Annotated in this window: 26 protein-coding genes and 2 other annotated features; of the genes, 22 read left to right on the top strand and 4 right to left on the bottom strand. The window is 42.1% G+C overall.

The window, feature by feature from the left end; translation table 11 throughout:
* The first annotated feature begins 106 nt into the window (after positions 1-106).
* The 4 genes from ACOXXR_RS07100 (at position 107) to trpB (ending at position 3,923) form a co-directional block, all read left to right on the top strand.
* Complete coding sequence (locus tag ACOXXR_RS07100; RefSeq protein ID WP_445278337.1) at positions 107-685, top strand: YutD family protein; 579 nt, start codon at positions 107-109, stop codon at positions 683-685.
* An 18-nt stretch (positions 686-703) separates the two neighbouring features.
* Positions 704-1,792 (top strand): 23S rRNA (adenine(2503)-C(2))-methyltransferase RlmN, encoded by a 1,089-nt coding sequence (gene rlmN, locus ACOXXR_RS07095; protein WP_006596799.1) that lies wholly within the window; start codon positions 704-706, stop codon positions 1,790-1,792.
* Positions 1,770-2,303, top strand: a complete 534-nt coding sequence (locus ACOXXR_RS07090) for a VanZ family protein (RefSeq protein WP_445278336.1) — start codon at positions 1,770-1,772, stop codon at positions 2,301-2,303. Before rlmN ends, ACOXXR_RS07090 begins: the two co-directional genes overlap by 23 nt.
* A 77-nt stretch (positions 2,304-2,380) precedes the next feature.
* Positions 2,381-2,615: a binding site (T-box leader), on the top strand.
* 120 nt (positions 2,616-2,735) lie between these two features.
* Entirely contained in the window at positions 2,736-3,923 is a 1,188-nt protein-coding gene (gene trpB, locus ACOXXR_RS07085) for a tryptophan synthase subunit beta (protein WP_445278335.1), read from the top strand.
* Between the two features lie 6 nt (positions 3,924-3,929).
* Here trpB and ACOXXR_RS07080 read toward each other — a convergent pair whose 3' ends face one another.
* Positions 3,930-4,589, bottom strand: coding sequence for a prepilin peptidase (locus ACOXXR_RS07080; RefSeq protein WP_445278334.1), 660 nt, complete (start codon positions 4,587-4,589; stop codon positions 3,930-3,932).
* A 153-nt stretch (positions 4,590-4,742) separates the two neighbouring features.
* On the opposite strand from ACOXXR_RS07080, the gene ACOXXR_RS07075 reads away from it, so the two are divergent.
* The 4 genes from ACOXXR_RS07075 (at position 4,743) to ACOXXR_RS07060 (ending at position 6,304) form a co-directional block, all read left to right on the top strand.
* Positions 4,743-5,270: a Dps family protein gene (locus ACOXXR_RS07075; protein ID WP_006596795.1), complete on the top strand. Its 528-nt coding sequence runs from the start codon at positions 4,743-4,745 to the stop codon at positions 5,268-5,270.
* A 123-nt stretch (positions 5,271-5,393) separates the two neighbouring features.
* Entirely contained in the window at positions 5,394-5,612 is a 219-nt protein-coding gene (locus ACOXXR_RS07070; RefSeq protein ID WP_023022447.1) for a YqgQ family protein, read from the top strand.
* A gap of 38 nt (positions 5,613-5,650) precedes the next feature.
* Entirely contained in the window at positions 5,651-5,995 is a 345-nt protein-coding gene (locus ACOXXR_RS07065) for a rhodanese-like domain-containing protein (protein ID WP_042507500.1), read from the top strand.
* A 75-nt stretch (positions 5,996-6,070) separates the two neighbouring features.
* Positions 6,071-6,304: a hypothetical protein gene (locus ACOXXR_RS07060; protein ID WP_023022451.1), complete on the top strand. Its 234-nt coding sequence runs from the start codon at positions 6,071-6,073 to the stop codon at positions 6,302-6,304.
* A gap of 193 nt (positions 6,305-6,497) precedes the next feature.
* Here the strand turns inward: ACOXXR_RS07060 and ACOXXR_RS07055 are convergent, their stop codons facing one another.
* Complete coding sequence (locus ACOXXR_RS07055; protein WP_023022453.1) at positions 6,498-7,223, bottom strand: 16S rRNA pseudouridine(516) synthase; 726 nt, start codon at positions 7,221-7,223, stop codon at positions 6,498-6,500.
* Between the two features lie 238 nt (positions 7,224-7,461).
* Here ACOXXR_RS07055 and typA point away from each other — a divergent pair, with 238 nt between their 5' ends.
* The 14 genes from typA (at position 7,462) to ACOXXR_RS06985 (ending at position 23,114) form a co-directional block, all read left to right on the top strand.
* Positions 7,462-9,309 carry a translational GTPase TypA gene (typA, locus tag ACOXXR_RS07050; protein ID WP_023022455.1) on the top strand — a complete coding sequence of 616 codons (1,848 nt, stop codon included), beginning with the start codon at positions 7,462-7,464 and terminating at the stop codon, positions 9,307-9,309.
* 22 nt (positions 9,310-9,331) lie between these two features.
* Positions 9,332-9,598, top strand: a complete 267-nt coding sequence (locus ACOXXR_RS07045; protein WP_023026447.1) for a DUF3165 family protein — start codon at positions 9,332-9,334, stop codon at positions 9,596-9,598.
* Between the two features lie 178 nt (positions 9,599-9,776).
* Positions 9,777-11,129, top strand: a complete 1,353-nt coding sequence (gene murD, locus ACOXXR_RS07040) for a UDP-N-acetylmuramoyl-L-alanine--D-glutamate ligase (RefSeq protein ID WP_023022461.1) — start codon at positions 9,777-9,779, stop codon at positions 11,127-11,129.
* Between the two features lies 1 nt (position 11,130).
* Complete coding sequence (locus ACOXXR_RS07035; protein ID WP_023022463.1) at positions 11,131-12,201, top strand: UDP-N-acetylglucosamine--N-acetylmuramyl-(pentapeptide) pyrophosphoryl-undecaprenol N-acetylglucosamine transferase; 1,071 nt, start codon at positions 11,131-11,133, stop codon at positions 12,199-12,201.
* Positions 12,198-13,415: a cell division protein FtsQ/DivIB gene (locus ACOXXR_RS07030; RefSeq protein WP_023026448.1), complete on the top strand. Its 1,218-nt coding sequence runs from the start codon at positions 12,198-12,200 to the stop codon at positions 13,413-13,415. The genes ACOXXR_RS07035 and ACOXXR_RS07030 overlap by 4 nt, the downstream gene beginning before the upstream one ends.
* A gap of 140 nt (positions 13,416-13,555) precedes the next feature.
* Entirely contained in the window at positions 13,556-14,908 is a 1,353-nt protein-coding gene (gene ftsA / locus ACOXXR_RS07025) for a cell division protein FtsA (protein ID WP_023026449.1), read from the top strand.
* Between the two features lie 15 nt (positions 14,909-14,923).
* Positions 14,924-16,201 (top strand): cell division protein FtsZ, encoded by a 1,278-nt coding sequence (ftsZ, locus tag ACOXXR_RS07020; protein WP_023022471.1) that lies wholly within the window; start codon positions 14,924-14,926, stop codon positions 16,199-16,201.
* Between the two features lie 2 nt (positions 16,202-16,203).
* Positions 16,204-16,872 (top strand): YggS family pyridoxal phosphate-dependent enzyme, encoded by a 669-nt coding sequence (locus tag ACOXXR_RS07015; RefSeq protein ID WP_023026450.1) that lies wholly within the window; start codon positions 16,204-16,206, stop codon positions 16,870-16,872.
* A 9-nt stretch (positions 16,873-16,881) separates the two neighbouring features.
* On the top strand, positions 16,882-17,511 hold the full coding sequence (sepF, locus tag ACOXXR_RS07010; protein WP_023026451.1) for a cell division protein SepF: 630 nt from the start codon (positions 16,882-16,884) through the stop codon (positions 17,509-17,511).
* Position 17,512: 1 nt separating this feature from the next.
* A complete protein-coding gene (locus ACOXXR_RS07005) occupies positions 17,513-17,773 on the top strand; it encodes a YggT family protein (protein ID WP_006596781.1) in 261 nt (86 codons plus the stop codon).
* A complete protein-coding gene (locus tag ACOXXR_RS07000) occupies positions 17,770-18,558 on the top strand; it encodes a YlmH family RNA-binding protein (protein WP_023026452.1) in 789 nt (262 codons plus the stop codon). The genes ACOXXR_RS07005 and ACOXXR_RS07000 overlap by 4 nt, the downstream gene beginning before the upstream one ends.
* 9 nt (positions 18,559-18,567) lie before the next feature.
* Positions 18,568-19,413 (top strand): DivIVA domain-containing protein, encoded by an 846-nt coding sequence (locus ACOXXR_RS06995; RefSeq protein ID WP_023026453.1) that lies wholly within the window; start codon positions 18,568-18,570, stop codon positions 19,411-19,413.
* Positions 19,404-19,620, top strand: a binding site (T-box leader). Its footprint overlaps the gene before it by 10 nt.
* A 51-nt stretch (positions 19,621-19,671) precedes the next feature.
* Entirely contained in the window at positions 19,672-22,464 is a 2,793-nt protein-coding gene (gene ileS, locus ACOXXR_RS06990) for an isoleucine--tRNA ligase (protein WP_445278333.1), read from the top strand.
* Between the two features lie 215 nt (positions 22,465-22,679).
* A complete protein-coding gene (locus ACOXXR_RS06985; RefSeq protein WP_023022484.1) occupies positions 22,680-23,114 on the top strand; it encodes a GNAT family N-acetyltransferase in 435 nt (144 codons plus the stop codon).
* Positions 23,115-23,196: 82 nt separating this feature from the next.
* Here ACOXXR_RS06985 and ACOXXR_RS06980 read toward each other — a convergent pair whose 3' ends face one another.
* Positions 23,197-23,499 carry a DUF1827 family protein gene (locus ACOXXR_RS06980; RefSeq protein WP_006596776.1) on the bottom strand — a complete coding sequence of 101 codons (303 nt, stop codon included), beginning with the start codon at positions 23,497-23,499 and terminating at the stop codon, positions 23,197-23,199.
* 67 nt (positions 23,500-23,566) lie between these two features.
* Entirely contained in the window at positions 23,567-24,016 is a 450-nt protein-coding gene (locus tag ACOXXR_RS06975; protein ID WP_023022485.1) for an NUDIX hydrolase, read from the bottom strand.
* Positions 24,017-24,096: the final 80 nt, after the last annotated feature.

Genomic DNA, 24,096 nt, shown 5'->3' with positions numbered 1-24,096 from the left:
GTCAGACTTTTTACAGATTATCTCTTTTCCGTTGAAATTCTATCTAAAGATAGGGATTTATGATAAAATAAAGTGTTACAACTAAAGGTATGAATAAAGGAAGACTATGCGCAAAGAAATATCCCCTGAATTATTTAATTACAATAAATATCCTGGACCGGAATTTCGTCTGGTTGGCAATCAAGTGCTAGCAGAACAATTGACATTTGAGCTAGTTGAGAACCAAAATGATGCCTTTGATGCGACGGTCTTTGGTCAGCGTTTTTCAGAGATTTTAACCAAATTTGATTATATTGTCGGTGATTGGAGCAATGAACAGTTGCGTCTACGTGGCTTCTATAAAGAGGAACGTCCGGTCACAGATGCAGAGAAAATCAGCCGTCTGGAAGATTATTTACTAGAATACTGTAGCTATGGCTGTGCTTATTTTGTCCTAGAAAATACAGAACCCCGTCGAGCATCCTTTGACAAAAAATCTTCTCCAAAACAACAGGAAGAGGGCAACCGTTCTGCTAAGCGTGGCGGTCGTCAAAATCGCCGAAATCGTTCTAAAAATCAGCCACGAGAACGTGAACAAGAGCAAAAACAAAAGACTTCTCAACCAAAGAAAAAGAACCGTCAGCGGTCTAGAAAAAAAGATGCACAGGGTGAGCAAGAACGCCACTTTGTCATCCGTCAAAAGTAAAGAGAGAAAAGAGATAAGATGAAACCTTCAATTTATGGCTTGACTCGACAAGAACTGATCGAGTGGGCAGAAGAAAATGGTGAAAAGAAATTTCGAGCGACCCAAATCTGGGAATGGCTCTATCGGAAACGCGTCCAGTCATTTGAAGAAATGACCAACCTATCGAAGGACTTGATTGAAACCTTGAACGACCAGTTCGTGATTAATCCTTTGAAACAACGAATCGTTCAAGAGTCAGCAGATGGGACTGTCAAATACCTCTTTGAATTGCCAGATGGCATGTTGATCGAGACAGTTTTGATGCGTCAACACTATGGCTTGTCAGTTTGTGTCACCACTCAGGTAGGGTGCAACATCGGCTGTACCTTCTGTGCATCTGGTTTGATCAAGAAGCAACGTGACTTGAACAGCGGGGAAATTGTTGCCCAAATTATGTTGGTTCAAAAATACTTTGACGAACGTGGACAAGATGAACGTGTCAGCCACATCGTTGTGATGGGAATTGGTGAGCCGTTTGACAACTACAAGAACGTCTTGAGTTTTGTCCGTACGGTCAATGATGACAAGGGACTGGCTATCGGTGCCCGCCACATTACCGTTTCAACGTCTGGCTTGGCTCATAAGATTCGTGATTTTGCCAATGAAGGGGTTCAGGTCAACTTGGCAGTATCGCTACATGCTCCAAACAATGACTTACGTTCTAGCATCATGAAAATTAACCGCGCCTTCCCAATCGAGAAATTGTTTGCGGCCATTGAGTACTATATCGAAACGACCAACCGTCGGGTGACCTTCGAGTACATCATGCTCAACGAAGTCAATGATGGTGTCGAGCAAGCTTTGGAATTGGCAGAACTCCTCAAAAAGATCAAGAAGCTATCTTATGTCAACTTGATCCCATACAACCCAGTTAGTGAGCATGACCAATATAGTCGGAGTCCAAGAGAGCGCGTGATGGCCTTCTATGACACCTTGAAGAAAAACGGAGTCAACTGCGTGGTTCGTCAAGAGCATGGAACAGATATCGATGCTGCTTGTGGACAATTGCGTTCTAATACGATGAAGAGAGACCGGGAGAAAGCCATTGTTGAAGAAGCTCAACCGTAACAACAGGCTGATAGAAGAAGGGCAATTAACAAAAAAAGGAAGACAACTGCTACTAGGTGGCAGTTTCTTCTATTTTGTCCTGCTCTGTCTCCTGTGTTTTCTTCCCCAGCGGCCTGAACCAGGGATGGAAACACCTGGGATTCAGCATTTTGGTCGTGTAGTCGTATTACTGATTCCCTTTAATTCTCTCATCAACCTAGGTCAAGTGACCAGTCTGCTCCAGCTGATTAAGGTGTTTGTACAAAATATAGCCAATATCTTTCTCTTGTTCCCTTTGGTTTTTCAACTGCTGTGGCTTTGGCCTTGGCTAGGTACTAGGAAACGCGTCCTTTGCTTTAGTCTAGGGATGAGTGTGTGGATCGAGCTTAGTCAGATTGTGTTAGACCTCTTGTTTGATTTCAATCGGGTGTTTGAGATAGATGATCTGTGGACCAATACTCTGGGAGGCTACCTAGCCTATCTGTGTTTTAAATGGGTGCAAGCTTCTATGGGTAAGGATAATCTATCTTAGTTTGGACTAAAATCCGAACGATTGAATACGATTTCAAATTTTAGGTTGACAAAGTCAGAAGCGGGAGCTATAATAGCTTCAAGACATCAGAAAAGTAGAGGTTTTTCTCACTTCCAGGGAGCTTGTGGTGATTGCGAACAAGCAGTGGTGAATCTTGAAATGGGCTGATGCGTTTATGATGATGAATTTGAAACAATAAAAATTCGGTGAGCACACCTTATCGTGCACCCTGTTGTTAGACAGGTCAGAGATGTAGGAGAAGAATAGCTTCCTACAATTGAGGTGGCACCGCGGTATCGAATCGTCCTCACACAGATTTTTCTGTGTGAGGTTTTTTGTATCTCAAAGGGATCCAGTGAGACTGCAGCTCAAAGGACCATCGAGAGAAAAAATCATAAACAGGATTGAAAATATAGAAAAGAGGACACAATCATGACAGGAACTAAAGGCTATTTCGGACAATTTGGTGGATCTTTCGTACCAGAACCCATTCAAAACTTGCTGGATCAATTAGAGGCAACTTTTGAACAATACAAAAATGACCCAGAATTTATCGCAGAATACAAACATTATTTGAAAGATTATTCTGGTCGGGAAACACCACTCTACTTTGCGGAAAGTTTGACAGAACATTTAGGTGGGGCAAAAATTTATTTGAAGCGCGAAGATCTGAATCACCTAGGTTCGCACAAGTTAAATAATGTCTTGGGGCAAATCCTCTTGGCCAAACGCATGGGTAAAACGCGCGTGATTGCCGAAACAGGAGCTGGTCAACACGGTGTAGCTACAGCAGCTGCAGCAGCTAAGTTTGGCATGGCCTGTGATGTCTACATGGGAGCAGAAGATGTGGAACGCCAACGTCTCAATGTCTTCCGCATGGAAATGATGGGGGCAACCGTCCATGCGGTTGAAACAGGTACAAAGACCTTGAAAGACGCTGTTGATGCTGCTTTTGGAGCATGGATGGCGGATCTGGATGCTTTTTATGTCTTGGGTTCTGCCGTTGGACCTCACCCTTACCCAACCATTGTCCATGAATTCCAAAAGGTGATCAGTGAAGAATCTAAACGCCAAATCTTGGAAAAAGAAGGGCGTTTGCCGGATTATGTGATTGCCTGTGTCGGTGGGGGATCCAATGCCATTGGTGCCTTCTCCCAATATGTAGGTGATGAAGAGGTCAAATTGGTCGGAGTTGAAGCGGCAGGCCATGGATTGGATACAGACCAGCACGCAGCGACCATGACCAAGGGGACTGTTGGAGTTGTCGATGGCATGAAGACCTATGCTGTCTTTGGAGAAGATGGAAAAGTAGCACCAGTGTACTCAATCTCTGCTGGTTTGGACTATCCAGGGGTTGGTCCAGAGCATGCCTTCTTTAAAGACTCTGGTCGTGTCGAATATGTAGCTGCGACAGATGATGAAGCAGTTCAAGCGCTTCTTCTTCTCAGTAAGACAGAAGGGATCCTCCCAGCTATTGAAAGCTCACACGCGATTGCAGAAGCGGTTAAACGCGCTCCACAATTGGATAAAGACAAGATCATCATCATCAATGTTTCAGGACGTGGGGATAAGGACGTAGCTGCTATTGCCGATTATCTAGAAGCAAAAGCTACAAACTAAACAATCTTATCTGCTAAAAATTGTAAAAAAGAGTAAAGCATGATAACTCAGAAAAAGACAGGGAACGAAAGGAATCCGGTCTTTTTCTTTTTTAAAGAGAAAGACCAGGAGACCAATGAGGGAAGCCCCTTGCATGACTAGGAGGACTTGGACGGCTGAGAGGGTCAAAGAAAAAGTAGCCAGTAAGAGAAAGTCCCCTGCTCCAATGCCAATGGAGTAAAGACAAGATAGAATTCCTAAGAAGAGAAAGACTCCCATTAAGAGGGTAGGGCCGGTGAAAAGTAGGCAAAGAGCGTGGAGTATTAGCCAGAGAAGGAGAGGGTACTCCATGGAGCGCAAATCATAGATGGCCAAAACGCAACTGCCAAGCAGAAGCAGGAGATGAGGAATGGGAAGAAAGCCCTGATAGCATAGCAAAAAAAGGAGGCCACTCCAGCCTTCAAAAAGGGCATACCAATAAGGAAGAGGACTCTGGCAGTAGCGACAACGGAATCGAAAAAGGACTTGTGAGAGAATGGGAATCAGGTCCAGAGGTCTTAAGGTCTGTTGGCAACGATCGCAGTGGCTTCTCGGACAGATGATGGATCTTTCTGGAAAGCGGTCAATGACGAGCCCTAAAAAGGAGGCGATGCAGGCACCGACTGTAAAAAAATAAAAGTTAATCATACTTATATAATTCGTAAAAAAGATGACGAATAACGATTAGAACTGAAACAATTTTCTAACTTTTCTTATTTAAGCATTTTCTCTTGCATTTCTTAATTAGAAGGATTATAATATAACTAAATTAGAATAATTCTAAAAAAGGAGAATTTAGTTATGACAACAATCAAAAAAGAAGCAGCAAAAGACGTAGCAACATTTGCAACCATCAGCGAAGTAAGCAAGAGTTTAACCGATACAAAAGCGGTTTTGAATCAAGTGGTGGCAGACCTTTATGTCGCTCATATTGCCTTGCACCAAGTACATTGGTATATGCGTGGTCGTGGCTTCCTCGTATGGCATCCAAAAATGGATGAGTACATGGAAAGCTTGGATGCGACTCTTGATGAAGTGAGTGAACGCTTGATTACCTTGGGTGGTGCCCCATATGCTAGCATGGTTGAGTTCTTGGAACACAGCAATATCCAAGAAGAAAAAGGTTCATTTGAACGCTCTATGGAAGAAAATTTGGGACGTGTCCTTTCTATCTTCCGCTATTTGGTAAGTCTTTATCAAAAAGCCTTGGATATCACAGACGCTGAAGGAGATGATGTGACCAACGATATCTTTGTTGGTGCAAAAGCTGAATTGGAAAAACATATCTGGATGATTGCCGCTGAATTAGGCCAAGCACCAGGTTTGTAATCTGAAAAGAAACAAACGAGCCTTCCTTGATGGGGAGGCTCGTTTTTACTCGGAAGTGATTTTTCCTGTAAATAAAACAGGGACCATCTTGAAAATACTTGGAAGATTTGATAGAATAAGCACATGAAAACCCTGTACGATGTTCAACAATTTCTGAAAAAATTTGGAATCATCATTTATGTCGGAAAACGGCTTTACGACATCGAATTGATGAAGATTGAATTGAAAAGGATCTATGACGCTGGGCTGATGGAAAAATTGGATTATCTAGAAGCAGAAGCTGTCTTACGCAGAGAACATGCACAGGAATTACGTTATTTAGAAGAGGATAAAGAAAAGTGAGTTTAGTAAATATTTTAGTATGGTTGATTGTTTTAGCAATGTTCGGCTGGATGGGTTACAATTACTTCCGTATCCGTCGTGCTGCAAAAATTGTGGACAATGTAGAGTTTGAAGAATTGATCCGCAAAGGCCAATTAGTAGACTTGCGTGATCCGAATGAGTTCCACGCTAAGCATATTTTAGGGGCTCGGAACATTCCATCCAACCAATTGAAAGTGAGCTTGGCGGCTCTTCGAAAAGATAAACCAGTCTTGCTTTATGAGAACAGTCGTGGTTCCCGTGTGACCAATGCGGCCCTCTTCTTGAAAAAACAAGGCTATAAAGATATCTATATCTTGTCCTACGGTTTGGATTCATGGGATGGAAAGGTAAAGACTAGTTAAGATCAAGGAAAATGTTGCTAAAGATGCTTGATGTATCATAATAAAATGATATTAATTTTAAGGAGTTTCTAGAAATTGCAAGAAAAGAACAATGCCTCATTTGTTTTGGGTATCATATCTATCATAGTTGCCTTTATATTTCCATTGATCAGTATTATTTTTGGTGTTTTTGGTTTGGGCTCGGCTATTTTAAATCAAAAAGAGTCTGGACTAGACTATACGACAGAAATAATGCTCTCTATTGTAGGGATTGTGCTTTCTGTAATTTTCTGTCTCGTGTTTATCTCACAACTTTCGGGGATTAATTAAAAAAAAAAAGAGAGTGGGACAGAAATCGGTCATTCGTTAGAATTCGATTTCGTCGTCCCACCTCCGCACAGTTGAGTAGGACTGTAAAAGCTGATGAAATCAGCGTAGTAGAGCCCACTCAACCATTGCGTCTTGCTCGACAATCCAAAGACAATTGAGAGGCTAGGACTTTTGTCCCAGCCTCTTTTTTGTTTTAGCAACTGTTTTCTAAGTAGTTTTTAATAATCTGTAATTCATCTTGGTTCAAAGGGCGATATTGACCCTCTTCTAGCTCTGAATCTAATGTAAAATCCCCAAACTGAACTCGTTTTAGAGCAGTGACCTTGACACCGACTGAGAGGAACATTTTTTTTACCTGATGGAATTTCCCTTCAGACAGGGTGACTAGTGCTCGGCTTTCTTTGGGACTGGAGGTAAGGATTTTTAGTTTGGCAGGCTTACACCTGGTCCCATCTAAAAAAGTGATCCCTTCTTGAAAACGATCGATATGAGCGGGTTCGAGAGGGCCGTTAACTGTTACTGCGTATTCTTTTTCAATATGGTATCGAGGGTGAAGGAGTTGGAAACCTAGCGGTCCATTGTCTGTGAGTAAGAGCAGACCGGTGGTATCCCGATCTAGCCGGCCGATAGGATAGGTATTGGGTGTTCGATCTTCTGCTCGAAGGAGGTCCAGCACTGTAGGATGCTGGGCATCCTTGGTAGCCGTCACCAGCCCTTGGGGCTTGTGGAGAAGAAAATAATGATGGGAACAGTCGGTAAGGACCCGATTTTTCCAGCGAACCTCTTGGAGACCTGTATCGACATTTTGGGATAATTTTGTTGCAGCAAGCCCGTCGACTAGAATCTGCCTTTTAGCCAGGCTCTGTTTGATTTCCTTACGAGGAATTTGGTAGTGGGCCAGTAATTGATCTAATCTCATAAAAAACAGGATAGCATGAAATGAAGAGAATCACAAGTATTCGGAAAAAGGGTGAAGAAAAGAGATTGAAGACTTGAAAGATTTTCATGAATAGAGTGGTTAGGAGTGGGAATGAGAAAGAAGATTTTCAAAAGAAAGCATGAAAACATTTACACTTGTCTGAGTTATGCCATTTGCTTAAAATTGTGGTATAATTGCTCAGTTAGAAAATAAATTTTTGAATACTGTAGAGGAAATCATGACAAAATTAAGAGAAGATATCCGTAATATCGCGATTATCGCCCACGTCGACCACGGAAAAACAACCCTCGTTGACGAATTATTGAAACAATCTGAAACTCTTGACGCGCGTACAGAGTTGGCAGAGCGTGCTATGGACTCAAACGATATCGAAAAAGAGCGTGGAATCACCATCCTTGCGAAGAATACAGCAGTTGCCTACAACGGAACTCGTATTAATATCATGGACACGCCAGGACACGCGGACTTCGGTGGAGAAGTTGAGCGGATCATGAAAATGGTTGACGGTGTTGTTTTGGTCGTAGATGCTTACGAAGGGACTATGCCACAGACTCGTTTCGTATTGAAAAAAGCCTTGGAACAAGACCTTGTGCCGATCGTTGTCGTTAATAAAATCGACAAACCATCAGCTCGTCCAGCAGAAGTTGTAGATGAAGTCTTGGAACTCTTCATCGAGCTTGGTGCGGATGATGACCAGCTTGACTTCCCAGTCGTTTATGCGTCAGCTATCAACGGAACATCTTCATTATCTGATGATCCAGCAGATCAAGAAAAGACTATGGCGCCAATCTTTGACACCATTATTGACCACATCCCTGCTCCGGTTGATAACTCAGATGAGCCTCTTCAATTCCAAGTGTCACTCTTGGACTATAATGACTTCGTTGGTCGTATTGGTATTGGTCGCGTCTTCCGTGGGACAGTAAAAGTTGGTGACCAAGTTACCCTTTCTAAATTGGACGGTACAACCAAGAACTTCCGTGTGACCAAACTCTTCGGTTTCTTTGGTTTGGAACGTCGTGAAATCCAAGAAGCCAAAGCGGGTGACTTGATTGCCGTTTCAGGTATGGAAGATATCTTCGTTGGGGAAACGATTACTCCTACAGACGCAGTTGAGGCATTGCCAGTTCTTCACATCGACGAACCGACTCTTCAAATGACCTTCTTGGTTAACAATTCACCATTTGCCGGTCGTGAAGGGAAATGGGTCACTTCTCGTAAGGTTGAAGAGCGCCTTCAAGCTGAGTTGCAAACAGACGTTTCACTTCGTGTAGACCCAACGGATTCACCAGATAAATGGACAGTTTCAGGACGTGGTGAATTGCACTTGTCTATCTTGATTGAAACCATGCGCCGTGAAGGTTATGAACTTCAAGTATCTCGTCCAGAAGTGATCATCAAAGAAATTGATGGTGTCAAGTGTGAGCCGTTTGAACGCGTACAAATCGATACACCTGAAGAATACCAAGGATCTGTTATCCAAAGCCTTTCTGAGCGTAAGGGTGAAATGTTGGATATGGTGGCTACTGGAAACGGGCAAACTCGTTTGGTCTTCCTTGTTCCTGCGCGTGGTTTGATTGGATACTCAACTGAGTTCTTGTCAATGACACGTGGATATGGAATCATGAACCATACCTTTGACCAATACTTGCCAATGATTCCAGGTGAAATTGGTGGCCGTCACCGTGGGGCCCTCGTTTCTATCGATGCTGGTAAGGCAACAACCTACGCAATCATGTCTATCGAAGAACGTGGTACGATCTTTGTCAACCCAGGTACTGAGGTTTACGAAGGAATGATTATCGGTGAAAACTCTCGTGAAAATGACTTGACCGTTAACATCACCAAGGCTAAACAAATGACCAATGTCCGTTCAGCTACTAAGGACCAAACAGCGGTTATCAAGACTCCTCGTATCTTGACTCTTGAAGAATCACTTGAGTTCTTGAATGACGATGAGTACATGGAAGTAACGCCAGAATCTATTCGTTTGCGTAAGCAAATCCTCAACAAAGCAGAGCGCGAAAAAGCAAACAAAAAGAAAAAATCAGCTGCAGCTGAATAAGAAATAAGAAAGGAGTGACAAAATGGTTTATTTAATTATAGGTATTTTGATCCTCCTTTTTTATCTTTTTGCAGCTCCAAAGAGTATTAGAGGAACTCTGAATGTAGTAACCCTGGTCGTATTATTGGTCTCTTTGGTGATTCTGCTTTGCTTAGCAATTTTCCAAATCTTCCAATTACCTTCAGAATTTTTTGTTGGTGCCTTCCTTGCTTTTGTAGGCTACCTGGCCCTTGTTGATATCTCGCGGTTGCCAACCAAGTCTTCTAAACGCTTGGATAAATCAGAATAAACTGGAGATTTTTACTCCAGAAATAGAGTCGTTGTGATGTAAAATCATGGCGACTTTTTTATGAAAGAAGGGGAAGAGGTCATTTTTGTAAGGTGTTGCTTCTTTTGCTGTCTTAAGGCTTTTTAAATTGTCTAAAAAAGGGTAAAATAGAAGGTGAACAAATTGGAGTAAAAAAGCTATGAACATCATTGAAACATTTAAAAATAAAAAAGTCCTTGTTTTAGGATTGGCGAAATCCGGAGAATCTGCAGCACGTTTACTAGATCGCTTAGGAGCCATCGTAACGGTGAATGATGGAAAAGCCTTTGAAGAAAATCCTGCAGCCCAGAGTTTGCTGGAAGAAGGAATCAAAGTCGTGACAGGAGGACATCCTCTGGAACTCTTGGATGAAGACTTTGCGGTGATGGTGAAGAATCCTGGAATTCCATACACGAATCCCATGGTCCAACGGGCCCTTGAAAAAGGCATCCCTGTTTTGACTGAGGTTGAATTGGCTTACCTCATTTCAGAAGCGCCGATCATCGGCATCACTGGTTCAAATGGAAAGACAACCACCACTACCATGATTGGGGAAGTGTTAACTGCCGCTGGACAAAATGGTCTTTTGTCTGGGAATATTGGTTTTCCAGCTAGTCAAGTCGCTCAAACAGCGACAGCTAAAGACACATTGGTGATGGAATTATCTTCTTTCCAATTGATGGGAATTGAAGCCTTCCATCCAGAAATCGCAGTGATTACTAATCTCATGCCAACCCACTTGGATTATCATGGATCCTTCGAAGGTTATGTAGCTGCAAAATGGGCTATTCAAAAGAATATGACTGCCAAGGATTTTGTGGTACTGAACTTTAACCAAGATCTCGCTAAAGATTTGGCTAAGCAAACGCAGGCTACTGTGGTGCCATTTTCAACTCAAAAAAAGGTGGACGGAGCTTATTTAGAGGATGGTGTCCTTTACTTCCGAGGTGAAGCCGTTATGCGAGCAGATCAAATCGGAGTACCAGGTAGTCACAATGTAGAAAATGCTTTAGCTACCATTGCAGTGGCCAAACTTCGTGGCATTGACAATCAAACGATCCAAGAAACCTTATCAGCCTTTGGCGGGGTGAAGCACCGCTTGCAGTATGTGGCTGAAATTGAAGGGGTGAAATTCTACAATGATAGTAAGTCTACCAATATCTTAGCAACCCAAAAAGCCTTGTCTGGATTTGATAACGCTCATGTCATCTTAATCGCTGGTGGCTTGGACCGAGGCAATGAATTTGATGAATTGGTGCCAGATATTACCGGTCTTAAAAAAATGGTCATCCTTGGAGAGTCTGCTGAACGGGTGAAACGGGCAGCGGATCAAGCAGGTGTGGCCTATCTAGATGCGACGGATGTGGCAGACGCAACGCGCAAAGCCTTTGAATTCGCTGATGCAGGCGATATTGTCTTGCTTAGTCCAGCCAATGCCAGCTGGGACATGTATGCGAATTTTGAAGTGCGGGGCGATGAATTCCTTAAAACAGTAGAAGAGTTGAAAAAATAATATGAAAAAAATAGTATTCACAGGGGGAGGTACAGTTGGCCACGTCACCTTGAACCTTCTCCTTATCCCTCGCTTTATCGAGGACGGTTGGGAAGTTCATTATATTGGAGACAAGAAAGGGATTGAACACCAAGAGATTTTGAAATCTGGCTTGGACATTCAATTCCACTCGATTGCGACGGGTAAGCTGCGCCGTTATTTCTCTTGGCAAAACATGTTGGATATCTTCAAGGTCTTCTGGGGGATTCTCCAATCGATTTGGATCATGCTGTGTGTACGGCCACAGGTCTTGTTTTCTAAAGGAGGCTTCGTTTCGGTTCCTCCGGTAGTGGCTGCACGACTTTGTTTCGTTCCTGTATTGGTACACGAATCAGACCGTTCCATGGGCTTGGCCAATAAAATTGCTTATAAGTTTGCGACGAAAATGTTCACGACCTTTGAGCAACCGAAAAGCCTAGTCAAAGCCCAACATGTAGGAGCTGTGACCAAGGTTCATCAGGGGCAAGTTCCAACCCCAGTAGAATTAGAAGCAGTATTTGCTCAATTTGATCCACAGTTGCCAACCCTTCTCTTTGTGGGGGGCTCTGCTGGTGCACGAGTGTTCAATGAGTTTGTTACAAATAATCGAGAAGCCTTGTTGGCAAGCTACAATGTCATTAATTTGACAGGGGACTCCTCTTTAAATGAGCAAGCTCCTCATCTTTATCGCGTGGATTACGTGACGGATCACTATCTTCCATTGCTCCAAAAGGCAGACCTAGTGGTGACTCGTGGCGGTGCCAATACGATTTTTGAACTCTTAGCCATGAATAAGCTACATATCATCGTTCCTCTAGGAAAAGAAGCTAGTCGGGGAGATCAGATCGAAAACGCTCAATATTTCGTTGAGAAAGGTTATGCAGAAACCATCGCTGAACCAGAATTGAGCATGGATCGTTTGCAAAATACGATGGATAAAATGTTCCAAGGGGCAGAAAGCTATCATCAAGCGATGAAGTCTTCGAATGAGCTGCTTTCCTTGGATGAATTTTACAGTCTGGTCCATCAAGAAATTAATAAAAGGAAAAAATGACGGATAAGAAGAACCAAAAAACTCCTAAGGAAGTCACTAAGCTCTCTGAGTGGCAGAGACGAAACCAGGAGTATCAAAAGAAAAAACAATTAGAAGAGCAAGAAGAAAAAGAAAAGAAAGCACAAGAAGAGAAGGAAAGACAGGAACTTCTGAATCAAAAAACTCCCTCTGAAGATCTAGATGCCGTAGAGCAAGATGCCGAGACTATAGATGAAGAGGAAGATGAGAATGTGGCCAATGTAGCTGAGGAGGAATTGCAAGAAACTCTTCCTGAAGAAATAGAAGAAGAGTCTGAAGAAGAAAAAATCATCTACCTAACAGAAGCTTCAGAAGCTATGTTCGAAGAAGAGGTACTAGCGAAGGAGGCTAAAAAGGAAGGCCAAATTGCGAGACGTCACATCTACAGAGCTATTCCAGTTTTGGTTATCAGTACCCTGATTGCTCTCTTTTCTACCTATCTTTTAACGCCCCTAGCGAAGCAAAAAGTGATCGAATTTTCAGGGAATAAAAATACGGATCAGACCCTGTTGTTCGAAAAAAGTCGTATCCAAGATCGGGATTATACCTTGACAACTTTCTTAAATCGGGATCGTTATCTTGCTAATATGAAGGCGGCGAGTCCCTGGGTCAAGGATATATCAATGACCTATGCTTTCCCTACGACTTTTAAGGTTCAGGTTGAGGAATACCAGGTTTTTGGTTACTATGTGAATGAGGAAGACCACTATCCCATTTTAGAGAATGGAGAAGTCGTGGAGACACCGGTTGCTACGGATCAGCTTCCCAAGTCTTACCTAAGCGTTCGTTTTTCTGATCGAGAATTGGTCCGACAATTTGTCAAACAACTGGGGAAAATACCATCTACTGTACGAGATAAAATTGAGTCAGTGGACTTGACACCGAGCAAGGTGACTAAGGATTTGGTGACGCTAACCATGAAGGATGGCACCAAGGTTTTAGTGCCTGTATCTCAGATCAAGCGTAAATTGCCTTATTACGATAAGATTCGTAAACTGATTGAAGATGACAGTGTCATTGACATGGAAGCGGGTATATACAGTTATAATGCAGAAACAATGGCTACTTTAGCTCAGGAAAAGAAAGAAGAAGAGCAAGGAGAAGGGAACAAAACGGAGGAAGCGGACGCCAACTCGACAGATTCTGATGAGAGTGCAGTCGTAACCGAGCAACACGAAGAAGTTCCCGCTGAGTAAGCCCTCATAAATTATCTGAAATAAATGAAGAAAATATGCCCGCTATGGGCATATTTGTGTTATAATAAAATTTGGATAGTTCTAACTAAATGGAGCTATTAACTGACGTATAGGAAAACAAAAGAGAGAGGACTGGTGTAATGGCTAGAAACGGCTTTTTTACAGGTTTAGATATCGGTACTAGTTCAATAAAAGTATTGGTGGCAGAACATGTCAATGGAGAAATGAATGTAATTGGAGTCAGCAATGCGAAAAGTGCTGGCGTCAAAGATGGAATTATTGTTGATATTGAGGCTGCTTCGAATGCGATTAAAAATGCAGTAAGTCAGGCAGAAGAAAAAGCAGGAATTTCAATCAATCTTGTCAACGTTGGATTGCCAGCGAACCTTCTTCAAATTGAAGCAACTCAAGGAATGATTCCTGTAACCAGTGATTCAAAAGAAATTACGGATGCAGACGTGGAAAATGTTGTAAGGTCTGCTTTGACGAAGAGTATGACGCCTGACCGTGAAGTCATTACCTTTATTCCAGAAGAATTCACAGTCGATGGTTTCCAAGGAATTCGTGACCCACGTGGTATGATGGGGATTCGTTTGGAAATGCGTGGACTCTTGTATACTGGTCCAAGAACTGTCCTCCATAATTTACGGAAAACAGTTGAACGTGCTGGTTTACAAGTTGAAAACATCATTATTTCACCGCTTGCAATGATTAAGTCTGTATTAAACGAAGGAGAACGTGAGTTTGGTGCGACTGTCATTGATTTAGGTGGAGGACAAACGACAGTAGCTTCTGTTCGTAATCAAGAACTTCAATTTACAAATATCTATCAAGAAGGTGGCGACTACGTTACTAAGGATATTTCTAAAGTATTGAAAACTTCTCAAAAATTAGCAGAAAGTTTGAAGTTCAACTATGGAGCAGCTTATGTTCCTGCAGTTGGTGATGAAGTCTTCCATGTTGAAGTGATTGGTGAAGTAGAACCTGTTCAAGTATCTGAAAAATATTTGGCAGAAATTATTTCAGCTCGGATTAAACACATCTTCGACCAAATCAAACAAGATCTTGAAAGAAGACATTTGCTTGATTTGCCTGGAGGAATTGTCATCATCGGTGGTGGCGCTATTCTCCCTGGTATTGAAGAGTTGGCACAAGAAGTCTTTGGTGTAAATGTGAAATTGTACGTTCCAAATCAAATTGGTATCCGCAATCCAGCTTTTGCCCACGTGATTAGCTTGTCTGAATATGCAGGAAATCTAACAGATGTAGATATTCTTGCTCAGGCTGCTGTACATGGGGACCAACGTCTTCGTCAGCAACCAATTCAGTTCGAACGCCCAACACAGCAACCAGTAGTTCCAGCTTATGTACCGGACGAAATTGAACCTGTAGTAAACGTCGAGCAACAACATCCAGTTGAAGAACAAAAACAAGAAGAAAAAACTACCTTTACAGACCGAATGAAGAATTTAATCGGTAATATGTTTGATTAAGGAGTGTAAGTATTTATGACATTTTCATTTGACACAGCAGCGGCACAAGGTGCAGTTATTAAAGTAATCGGTGTCGGTGGCGGTGGCGGTAATGCCATCAACCGTATGATTGACGAAGGAGTTGCTGGTGTAGAATTCATCGCAGCAAACACAGACGTACAAGCACTTTCAAGTGCAAAAGCAGAAACAGTTATCCAATTGGGTCCTAAGTTGACTCGTGGTTTGGGTGCTGGAGGTCAACCTGAGGTTGGTCGTAAAGCCGCAGAAGAAAGTGAAGAAGTATTGACCGAGGCTTTGCAAGGTGCAGACATGGTCTTCATCACAGCAGGAATGGGTGGAGGATCTGGTACAGGTGCTGCACCAGTTATCGCTCGTATTGCTAAAGCCGTTGGTGCTTTGACAGTAGCCGTTGTGACTCGTCCTTTCGGATTTGAAGGAACCAAACGTAGCAACTATGCGATCGAAGGAATCAATGAGCTTCGCGAGCATGTGGATACTTTGTTGATTATTTCTAACAACAACTTGTTAGAAATTGTAGATAAGAAAACACCACTTCTTGAAGCATTGAGTGAAGCAGATAATGTCCTTCGCCAAGGGGTTCAAGGGATCACTGACTTGATTACAAGCCCAGGATTGATTAACCTTGACTTCGCTGACGTGAAGACTGTTATGGAAAACAAAGGAAATGCCTTGATGGGTATCGGTGTTGGTAATGGTGAAGAGCGTGTGATTGAAGCTGCTCGTAAAGCCATCTACTCACCACTCCTTGAAACAACCATTGACGGTGCGGAAGATGTGATCGTCAACGTTACTGGTGGTTTGGATATGACCTTGATTGAAGCAGAAGAAGCTTCTGAAATTGTTAACCAAGCAGCTGGTCATGGCGTAAACATTTGGCTCGGTACATCTATTGATGAATCAATGAAAGATGAGATTCGCGTAACGGTTGTCGCAACTGGTGTTCGTCAGGACAAAGTTGAAAGAGTTAGTGGAATTGCATCTCATGCACCAAGTTCAGCACGTTATTATCAAACTGGACCACGTGAACAACGTCCACAAACTCCACAATTTGATCGCGAATTCGATTTGAAGGAAGAAATCGACATGCCTACTCCTCAATCACGTGCTAAACAAGAAAAACCTCGTGGATCTGCGTTTGGAGATTGGGACATTCGTCGTGAAAACATTGTACGTCAGTCTGATACTAGCACTGGTCGTCAAGTTGAGCGCTATGTGGATTCTTCTTCAGAAGATGATGAGTTGGAAACACCACCATTTTTCCGTAATCGTTAAGAATGAATCTGATTGAAAATAAAGAGCGTATATTCTCGCAGGTTGCACAAGCAATGGAAACAGCAAACCGCACTGATCAGGTGAATGTAATTGCTGTTACTAAGTATGTCGGTATCGACCAAGCTAAGGTTCTGGTAGATACAGGAGTCCGTCATATCGGTGAAAACCGTGTTGATAAATTTCTAGAAAAATACCAAGCTCTAAAAGATGAGGGACTTACCTGGCATTTGATCGGTAGTCTCCAACGTCGTAAAGTAAAAGAAGTTATCAATTATGTAGATTACTTCCATGCTTTAGATTCTATGAAGCTTGCCCAAGAAATTCAAAAAAGGGCGAGTCACCCAATTAAATGTTTTATACAAGTTAATATCTCTGGAGAAGAAAGCAAGCATGGATTTGCTCCGGAAGAGCTCGATGCTCTTCTTCCAGAAATGGAAAACTTGGATAATTTACAAATTGTTGGCTTAATGACGATGGCTCCTTTTGAGGCAAGTCAGGACGAGTTGCAAGCCATATTTGCAGCAACTCACCAACTTCAAAAAGAATTACAAAAGAAACAGTTGAAAAATATGCCCTTTACAGAGTTAAGCATGGGAATGAGTCGTGATTATGATGTAGCAATTGCTAACGGTGCGACTTTTGTGCGAATTGGGACCTCATTTTTCAAATAGGAAAGAATTATGTCATTTAAAGATAGATTTGATCGATTGATTGATTATTTTACTGAAGATGGAGATGAGTACGATGTGCAAGAAGCGCCTGCTCAAGCAGTCGGTGCTAGCCAACCTGTATCATCCCCTAAACCAGTACAACCATCATCAAAACCACGTCCAAAAGCTGTGGTAGCTGCCAAGGAGCAGAAACCTACTCCTGTTGCAGCAAGTCGTCCACAAGTAGCTTCTACAGCAGTGGTTGAATCAGCTTCATCTCAAAAATCATCTTCTGAAAATATTACTCGACTTCATCAACGTCAACAAGAGTTGGCAAGAAATCGTTCTGCTGCAGATGAAAAGATTACAATTGATGTCCGCTATCCTCGTAAATACGAAGAAGCAACTGAAATTGTTGACTTGTTGTTGGCAAACGAAAGTATTCTCATTGACTTCCAATACATGACTGAAGTTCAGGCGAGAAGATGTTTGGATTATTTGGATGGTGCTCGCTATGTATTAGCCGGGAATCTACGTCGTGTTGCAAGTACTATGTACTTACTAACACCAATCAATGTCGTTGTGAATATTGAAGATATTCGCCTTCCAAATGATGTCGAAATTGCTGAATATGACTTTGATATGAAACGAAATCGTTAATATGTTTGTCCTACAATTAGTTAGAAATTTCTTTCAGGTTTTTGAGCTAGTATTAATCATCTATGCTTTGCTTAGTTGGTTTCCAAATGCATCAGAATCGGCTTTAGCTAAAATGGTTCAACGGATCGTCGAACCATTTTTGAGCCTATTTAGAAAGATTCCTTTGCAATTTGGTGGGTTAGACTTTACGGTCATGTTTGCCTTGCTCGCTCTGTCCGTAGTGGAACGATTTGTCCTTCAATTTTTGGTACAATTTATATGACCAAGGGATTTTATCAACACTATAGTCAAGAAGATCACGTATTTATCGATCGAGTCCTAGAATTAGTGGCTCGGGTAGAGCAACAGTATAGTTTTGAACTGACTTCTTTTTTAAATCCACATCAGGTTGATATTTTACGACAAATTGGTGCCCACCACGGTTTGCAGGTATTCTCAAGTTCAGAAATTTATCCCACAGAATATGCACGGGTGATTCTTGCTCCTAGCTACTATGTGTTGGATGCATCTGATTTTGAGATTTCCTTATTAGAAGTTCTCTATCCGGAAAAATTCTATCGATTAAGTCATTCTCAAGTTTTGGGCTCGCTTCTCCATCAGCTAGGCTTGGAAAGAAAGTCTTTTGGAGATATCGTGGTTGGGCAGGGGAAAATTCATATTTATGTGGATGCACGTTTCTCTTCCTACTTCAAAGAGAATCTTAGAAAAATTGCAAAAGCCTCTGTGAAGATTCGTGAGATCGACTGTCGAGACAGGATTTTTGTAGAAGAACCATCCAAGATCAAAGACCTATTGGTTACTAGTGTACGACTTGATAAGCTAGTAGCCTCGACTTTTAAGCTTGCTCGGTCTGTTGCTGTTCAATTGATTCAGTCTGGCCAAGTAAAGGTAAACTATGCGCCAATTGATAATCCTAGTCGGATGATTCAAGTAGCAGATTTAATTAGTGTTCGAAAATATGGCCGCTTTAAATTTCTATCAGAAAACGGCCAATCAAAAAGCGGGAAATACAAAATAACAGTTGAAGTATTTTCCAGTAGAAAATAAGGAGTAACTATGGCACTTACAGCTTTAGAAATCAAAGATAAACGCTTTTATGTAAAATTTAGAGGCTACGATGCTAAAGAAGTTGAAGAGTTTCAAGACATGGTCTACCGAGACTATGAAAAATTAGTTCGTGAAAAACATGAATTGGAAACAAAAATTAGTGCGTTGGAAGAACGCTTGAATTACTTTGATGAAATGAAAGACTCTTTGAGTCAATCAGTATTGATCGCTCAAGATACTGCGGAACGTGTGAAGCACGCGGCAAATGAGCGTTCAGAAACGATTATTCGTCAAGCTGAGCAAGATGCTCACCACTTAGTCGAAGAAGCAAAAGCGAAAGCGAATGAGATTCTCCGTCATGCTACAGACAATGCCAAGAAAGTTGCAGTAGAAACGGAAGAATTGAAGAATAAGACACGTGTCTTCCACCAACGTTTGAAATCAACTATTGAAAGTCAATTGAGCATCATTGATACACCAGAATGGGATGAAATTCTTCGCCCAACTGCTATGTATATTCAAACAAGTGATGAGGCTTTCCGTGAAGTAGTCGAAAAAGCTTTGGAAGAAACGGTTCATCATAACTACGATGATGAAGCAATTGATTTAACTCGTCAATTCTCACGTGCTGAAATTGAAGAATTGCAAAAACATATTGAAGCTGTAAACCGTGAATTGTCTGCGACTCAAGCTTTTGAAGGATTGAATGAAAAGGTTCAAGAAGCTTTGGAAGAAGCAGAAAAAAATCAAGTAGTTCAAGATTCTATTGAGGAAATTGTTGTAGAAACTCCTGAAGTTGATGATATCGACGCTCCAGAAGGGGAAGAACAACGGGAAACTGTTTCAATTTTATAATCTGTAAAAACAGTGACCTTATCAAATAGTTTTAGCGAGCAGGTGATGGTGGAAGACCTGTACTCCCTTTGTTAAGGTAGATCCTTTTACAAATCTTAGTGGTGAACTGAGTAACCACTAACGCTGGTCAGCGTTAGCGACAAAAGAGGAGAAAGAGACTAGTCTCTTTCTTGAATGAAGGTGGTACCACGACTTGTCGTCCTTTTTGGCGAGGTCGTGGTCTTTTATTTTGTATCATAATTTTTTATAGGAGACTCCATGAAACTCAAAGAGACACTAAATTTAGGTAAGACAGAGTTCCCGATGCGGGCAGGTCTTCCCACAAAAGAACCAGTATGGCAAAAAGAATGGGATGAGGCAAAGCTTTATCAACGCCGTCAAGAATTGAACCAAGGGAAACCTCATTTCACCTTGCATGATGGCCCTCCGTATGCTAACGGGAATATCCACGTAGGACATGCCATGAACAAGATTTCAAAAGATATCATTGTTCGTTCGAAATCTATGTCAGGATTCTACGCACCATACATCCCAGGTTGGGATACACATGGTTTGCCAATCGAGCAAGTTTTGGCCAAACAAGGTGTCAAACGCAAAGAGATGGACTTGGTTGAGTACTTGAAGCTTTGCCGTGAATACGCCCTCTCTCAAGTAGATAAACAACGCGAAGACTTCAAGCGTTTGGGTGTTTCAGGTGACTGGGAAAATCCATATGTCACCTTGACTCCTGACTATGAAGCAGCGCAAATCCGTGTCTTTGGTGAAATGGCTAACAAAGGCTATATCTACCGTGGGGCGAAGCCTGTTTACTGGTCATGGTCATCTGAGTCAGCACTTGCTGAAGCGGAAATTGAATACCATGACTTGGTTTCAACATCCCTTTACTATGCCAACAAGGTTAAAGATGGAAAAGGTGTCCTTGATACAGACACTTACATCGTTGTTTGGACAACAACACCATTCACCATTACAGCTTCTCGTGGATTGACAGTAGGTGCGGATATTGATTACGTCTTGGTGCAACCAGCTGGCGAAACTCGTAAGTTTGTGGTAGCTGCAGAATTGTTGAACAGTTTGTCTGAGAAGTTTGGCTGGGCTGATGTTCAAGTTTTGGCAACTTACCGTGGACAAGACCTCAACAACATCGTGACAGAACACCCATGGGATACAGCAGTAGATGAACTCGTTATCCTTGGTGATCACGTTACAACAGACTCAGGTACTGGTATCGTCCATACAGCCCCTGGTTTTGGTGAGGATGACTACAATGTCGGTGTTGCTAATGGTCTAGAAGTTGCCGTGACTGTTAACGAACGCGGGATCATGATGGCCAATGCTGGTCCTGAGTTTGAAGGTCAATTCTATGACAAGGTTGTGCCAACGGTTATTGAAAAACTTGGTGATTTGCTTCTTGCTCAAGAAGAAATCTCTCACTCCTACCCATTTGACTGGCGTACGAAGAAGCCAATCATCTGGCGTGCAGTTCCACAATGGTTTGCCTCAGTTTCAAAATTCCGTCAAGAAATCTTGGATGAAATTGAAAAAGTGAAATTCCATTCAGAGTGGGGTAAAGTCCGTCTTTACAATATGATTCGTGACCGTGGTGACTGGGTTATCTCTCGTCAACGTGCTTGGGGTGTCCCACTTCCAATCTTCTACGCTGAAGATGGCACACCAATCATGACAGCTGAAACCATCGAGCATGTGGCTCAACTCTTTGAAGAGCATGGTTCCATCATCTGGTGGGAACGTGATGCCAAAGACCTCTTGCCAGAAGGGTTTACCCATCCAGGTTCACCAAATGGAGAGTTCAAGAAAGAAACAGACATCATGGACGTTTGGTTTGACTCAGGTTCATCATGGAATGGTGTCGTGGTTAACCGTCCAGAACTCAAATATCCAGCTGACCTTTACCTTGAAGGTTCTGACCAATACCGTGGTTGGTTCAACTCATCACTGATCACATCTGTGGCTAACCACGGCGTAGCACCTTACAAGCAAATCTTGTCGCAAGGTTTCACATTAGATGGTAAAGGTGAGAAGATGTCTAAATCTCTTGGAAATACCATTGCCCCAAGCGATGTTGAAAAACAATTCGGTGCGGAAATCTTGCGTCTCTTGGTAACAAGTGTTGATTCAAGCAACGACGTACGTATCTCTATGGATATCTTGAGTCAAGTTTCTGAAACTTACCGTAAGATCCGTAACACCCTTCGTTTCTTGATTGCTAACACTTCTGATTTTAACCCAGCTGAGGATGCAGTAGCTTACGAAGAACTTCGTTCTGTTGATAAGTACATGACTATCCGCTTTAACCAACTTGTTAAGACTATTCGTGACGCTTATGCAAACTTCGAATTCTTGACAATCTATAAAGCACTAGTGAACTTTATCAACGTTGATTTGTCTGCTTTCTATCTTGACTTTGCCAAAGATGTTGTCTATATCGAAGGTGCAAAATCTCTCGAACGCCGTCAGATGCAAACAGTCTTCTATGACATCCTTGTGAAAATTACAAAACTCTTGACACCTATTCTTCCACATACTGCTGAAGAAATCTGGTCATATCTCGAGTTTGAAACAGAAGACTTCGTTCAATTGTCAGAATTACCAGAAGCTCAAACATTTGCTAACCAAGAAGAAATCTTGGATGCCTGGTCAGCCTTCATGGATTTCCGTGGCCAAGCTCAAAAAGCTTTAGAAGAAGCACGGAATGAAAAAGTGATCGGTAAATCTCTTGAAGCTCACTTGACGGTGTATCCAAACGAAGTAGTGAAGACTCTTCTTGGGGCAGTGGATAGCAATGTTGCTCAACTCTTGATTGTCTCAGAATTGACCATCGCAGAAGGTCCAGCTCCAGAAGGTGCGGTGGTCTTCGAAGATGTTGCCTTCACTGTTGAACGTGCAGCTGGTGAGGTTTGTGATCGTTGCCGTCGTATCGATCCAAGTACAGCAGAACGTGGCTACAACGCAACCATCTGTGACCACTGTGCAAGCATCGTAGAAGAAAACTTTGCAGACGCAGTAGCAGAAGGATTTGAAGCCAAATAATAAGAAGTGAAAAAATCGAGAGTGGGACAGAAATCGGTCATTCGTTAGAATTCGATTTCGTCGTCCCACCTCCGCACAGTTGAGTAGGGCTATAAAAGCTGATGTAATCAGCGTAGTAGAGCCCACTCAACCACTGCGTCTTGCTCGACAATCCAAAGACAAAAAAGAGACTAGGACTTTTGTCCCAGCCTCGACTTTTCAATAAAGAGGAACTGATGTGGTACCGGAAAGAATTTAAAGAACTAGAACTAAAAGAGTTTTACGAGATCGTTCAATTGCGTTTGGAAACCTTTGTCGTGGAACAGACAAGAATCTACAATGATCTTGATGCTATTGATCTTAGAGCTCTTCACCTTTTTCATCAAGACGAAAAGGGAAATGTAGATGCCTATGCACGGATCTTTGAGACGGGGACTACGATTCATTTTGGCCGAGTTGCTGTAGCCAAAGACAGTCGTGGCCAAGGACTGGGAAGGGCTATGGTGGAGCAGATTTTGGATCTGTGTGAACAGAGCTTTCCTGGGCGGGCCATTGAAATTGAGGCCCAAGAACAGGTGGTTGGCTTGTATGAAAAGCTAGGTTTTCAAAGGGTGAGCGAGCCTTTTATCTTGGCTTCTACCCCTCACGTAAAAATGATCTATCAGAAATAAAACATCCGTTCATCTCATTATCGAGGTGAACGGATGTTTTTTAAAAAAAAGATAGCAAAGAAAAAAGTAAGGTAGAAGAACCTTACTTAGCAATTGGGAAAGAAATTTCGATCAGTTTATCAGAGTAGAGGGTCTTTATAGCAGATTGGTCAATAATTTGAAGATCAATCTTGCGTTTTAAAAAGAACTCACGAATTTTTTCAACTTCTGTTTCACGAATGGCACGGTGTTTGTTACTAATCAGCAATTCGTAATGTGTAGGAGCTTTGGTAAAGATAACGTCGGTGTTACCAGCTGAATAGACCTCAACAAGGGTAGCATCGGTACTTTCTAATTGACTTTTGACCAGAGTAGCATGACTATTTGTTGTATTCATAAGCTTCATGTGAGATCCTCCTAAGCTCTTTCTCCATTTATTATAACACTTTTTTTTATTTTGTGAAAGAAGTCGCTTACAATTTTTGGGCAGATTTCCACATTTTGATGCCCCACTTATGACTTCCTCTTTTTAATCTGTCAATGGCTTCGTCGATTGGGAACCAAGCAATGTTATTGAAATCCTCTAGCGGTTTTTGAGCTTCTACAAAGTCAGTTACTTCATAGATATAGGCAGGATTATAGTAGTGGGTGTCGCGGTGACTAGAATAGAAGTACTCGTCTGCTTGGCCATAATACTCGCCGATGGTCGCAGTGAAGCCCAATTCTTCGATCAGTTCGCGCTCGAGTGCCAAGAAATGATCTTCTCCTTCCTCGATTTCACCACCTGGTAGGAACCAAGCTCCATTTGGTGCTTGGACTAGGATGATTTTATCCTTGGTTGGATTTGGAATTACCGCATAGACTCCATAACGATTGACATAGTCAACATTTTCTTCTTTTGTCCCAAAAGTTGCAACAGTCATATTAAAACTCGCTTCTTATTTTTTTATCATTATAACATAGATAGACATAAAAAGCAGTAGGAGATAAAAATAAGAGAGAG

Source organism: Streptococcus sp. KHUD_013 (genome assembly GCF_052588545.1).
Note: the sequence above shows the minus strand (reverse complement) of the source record. Positions and strands in the feature narration are given on the sequence as shown.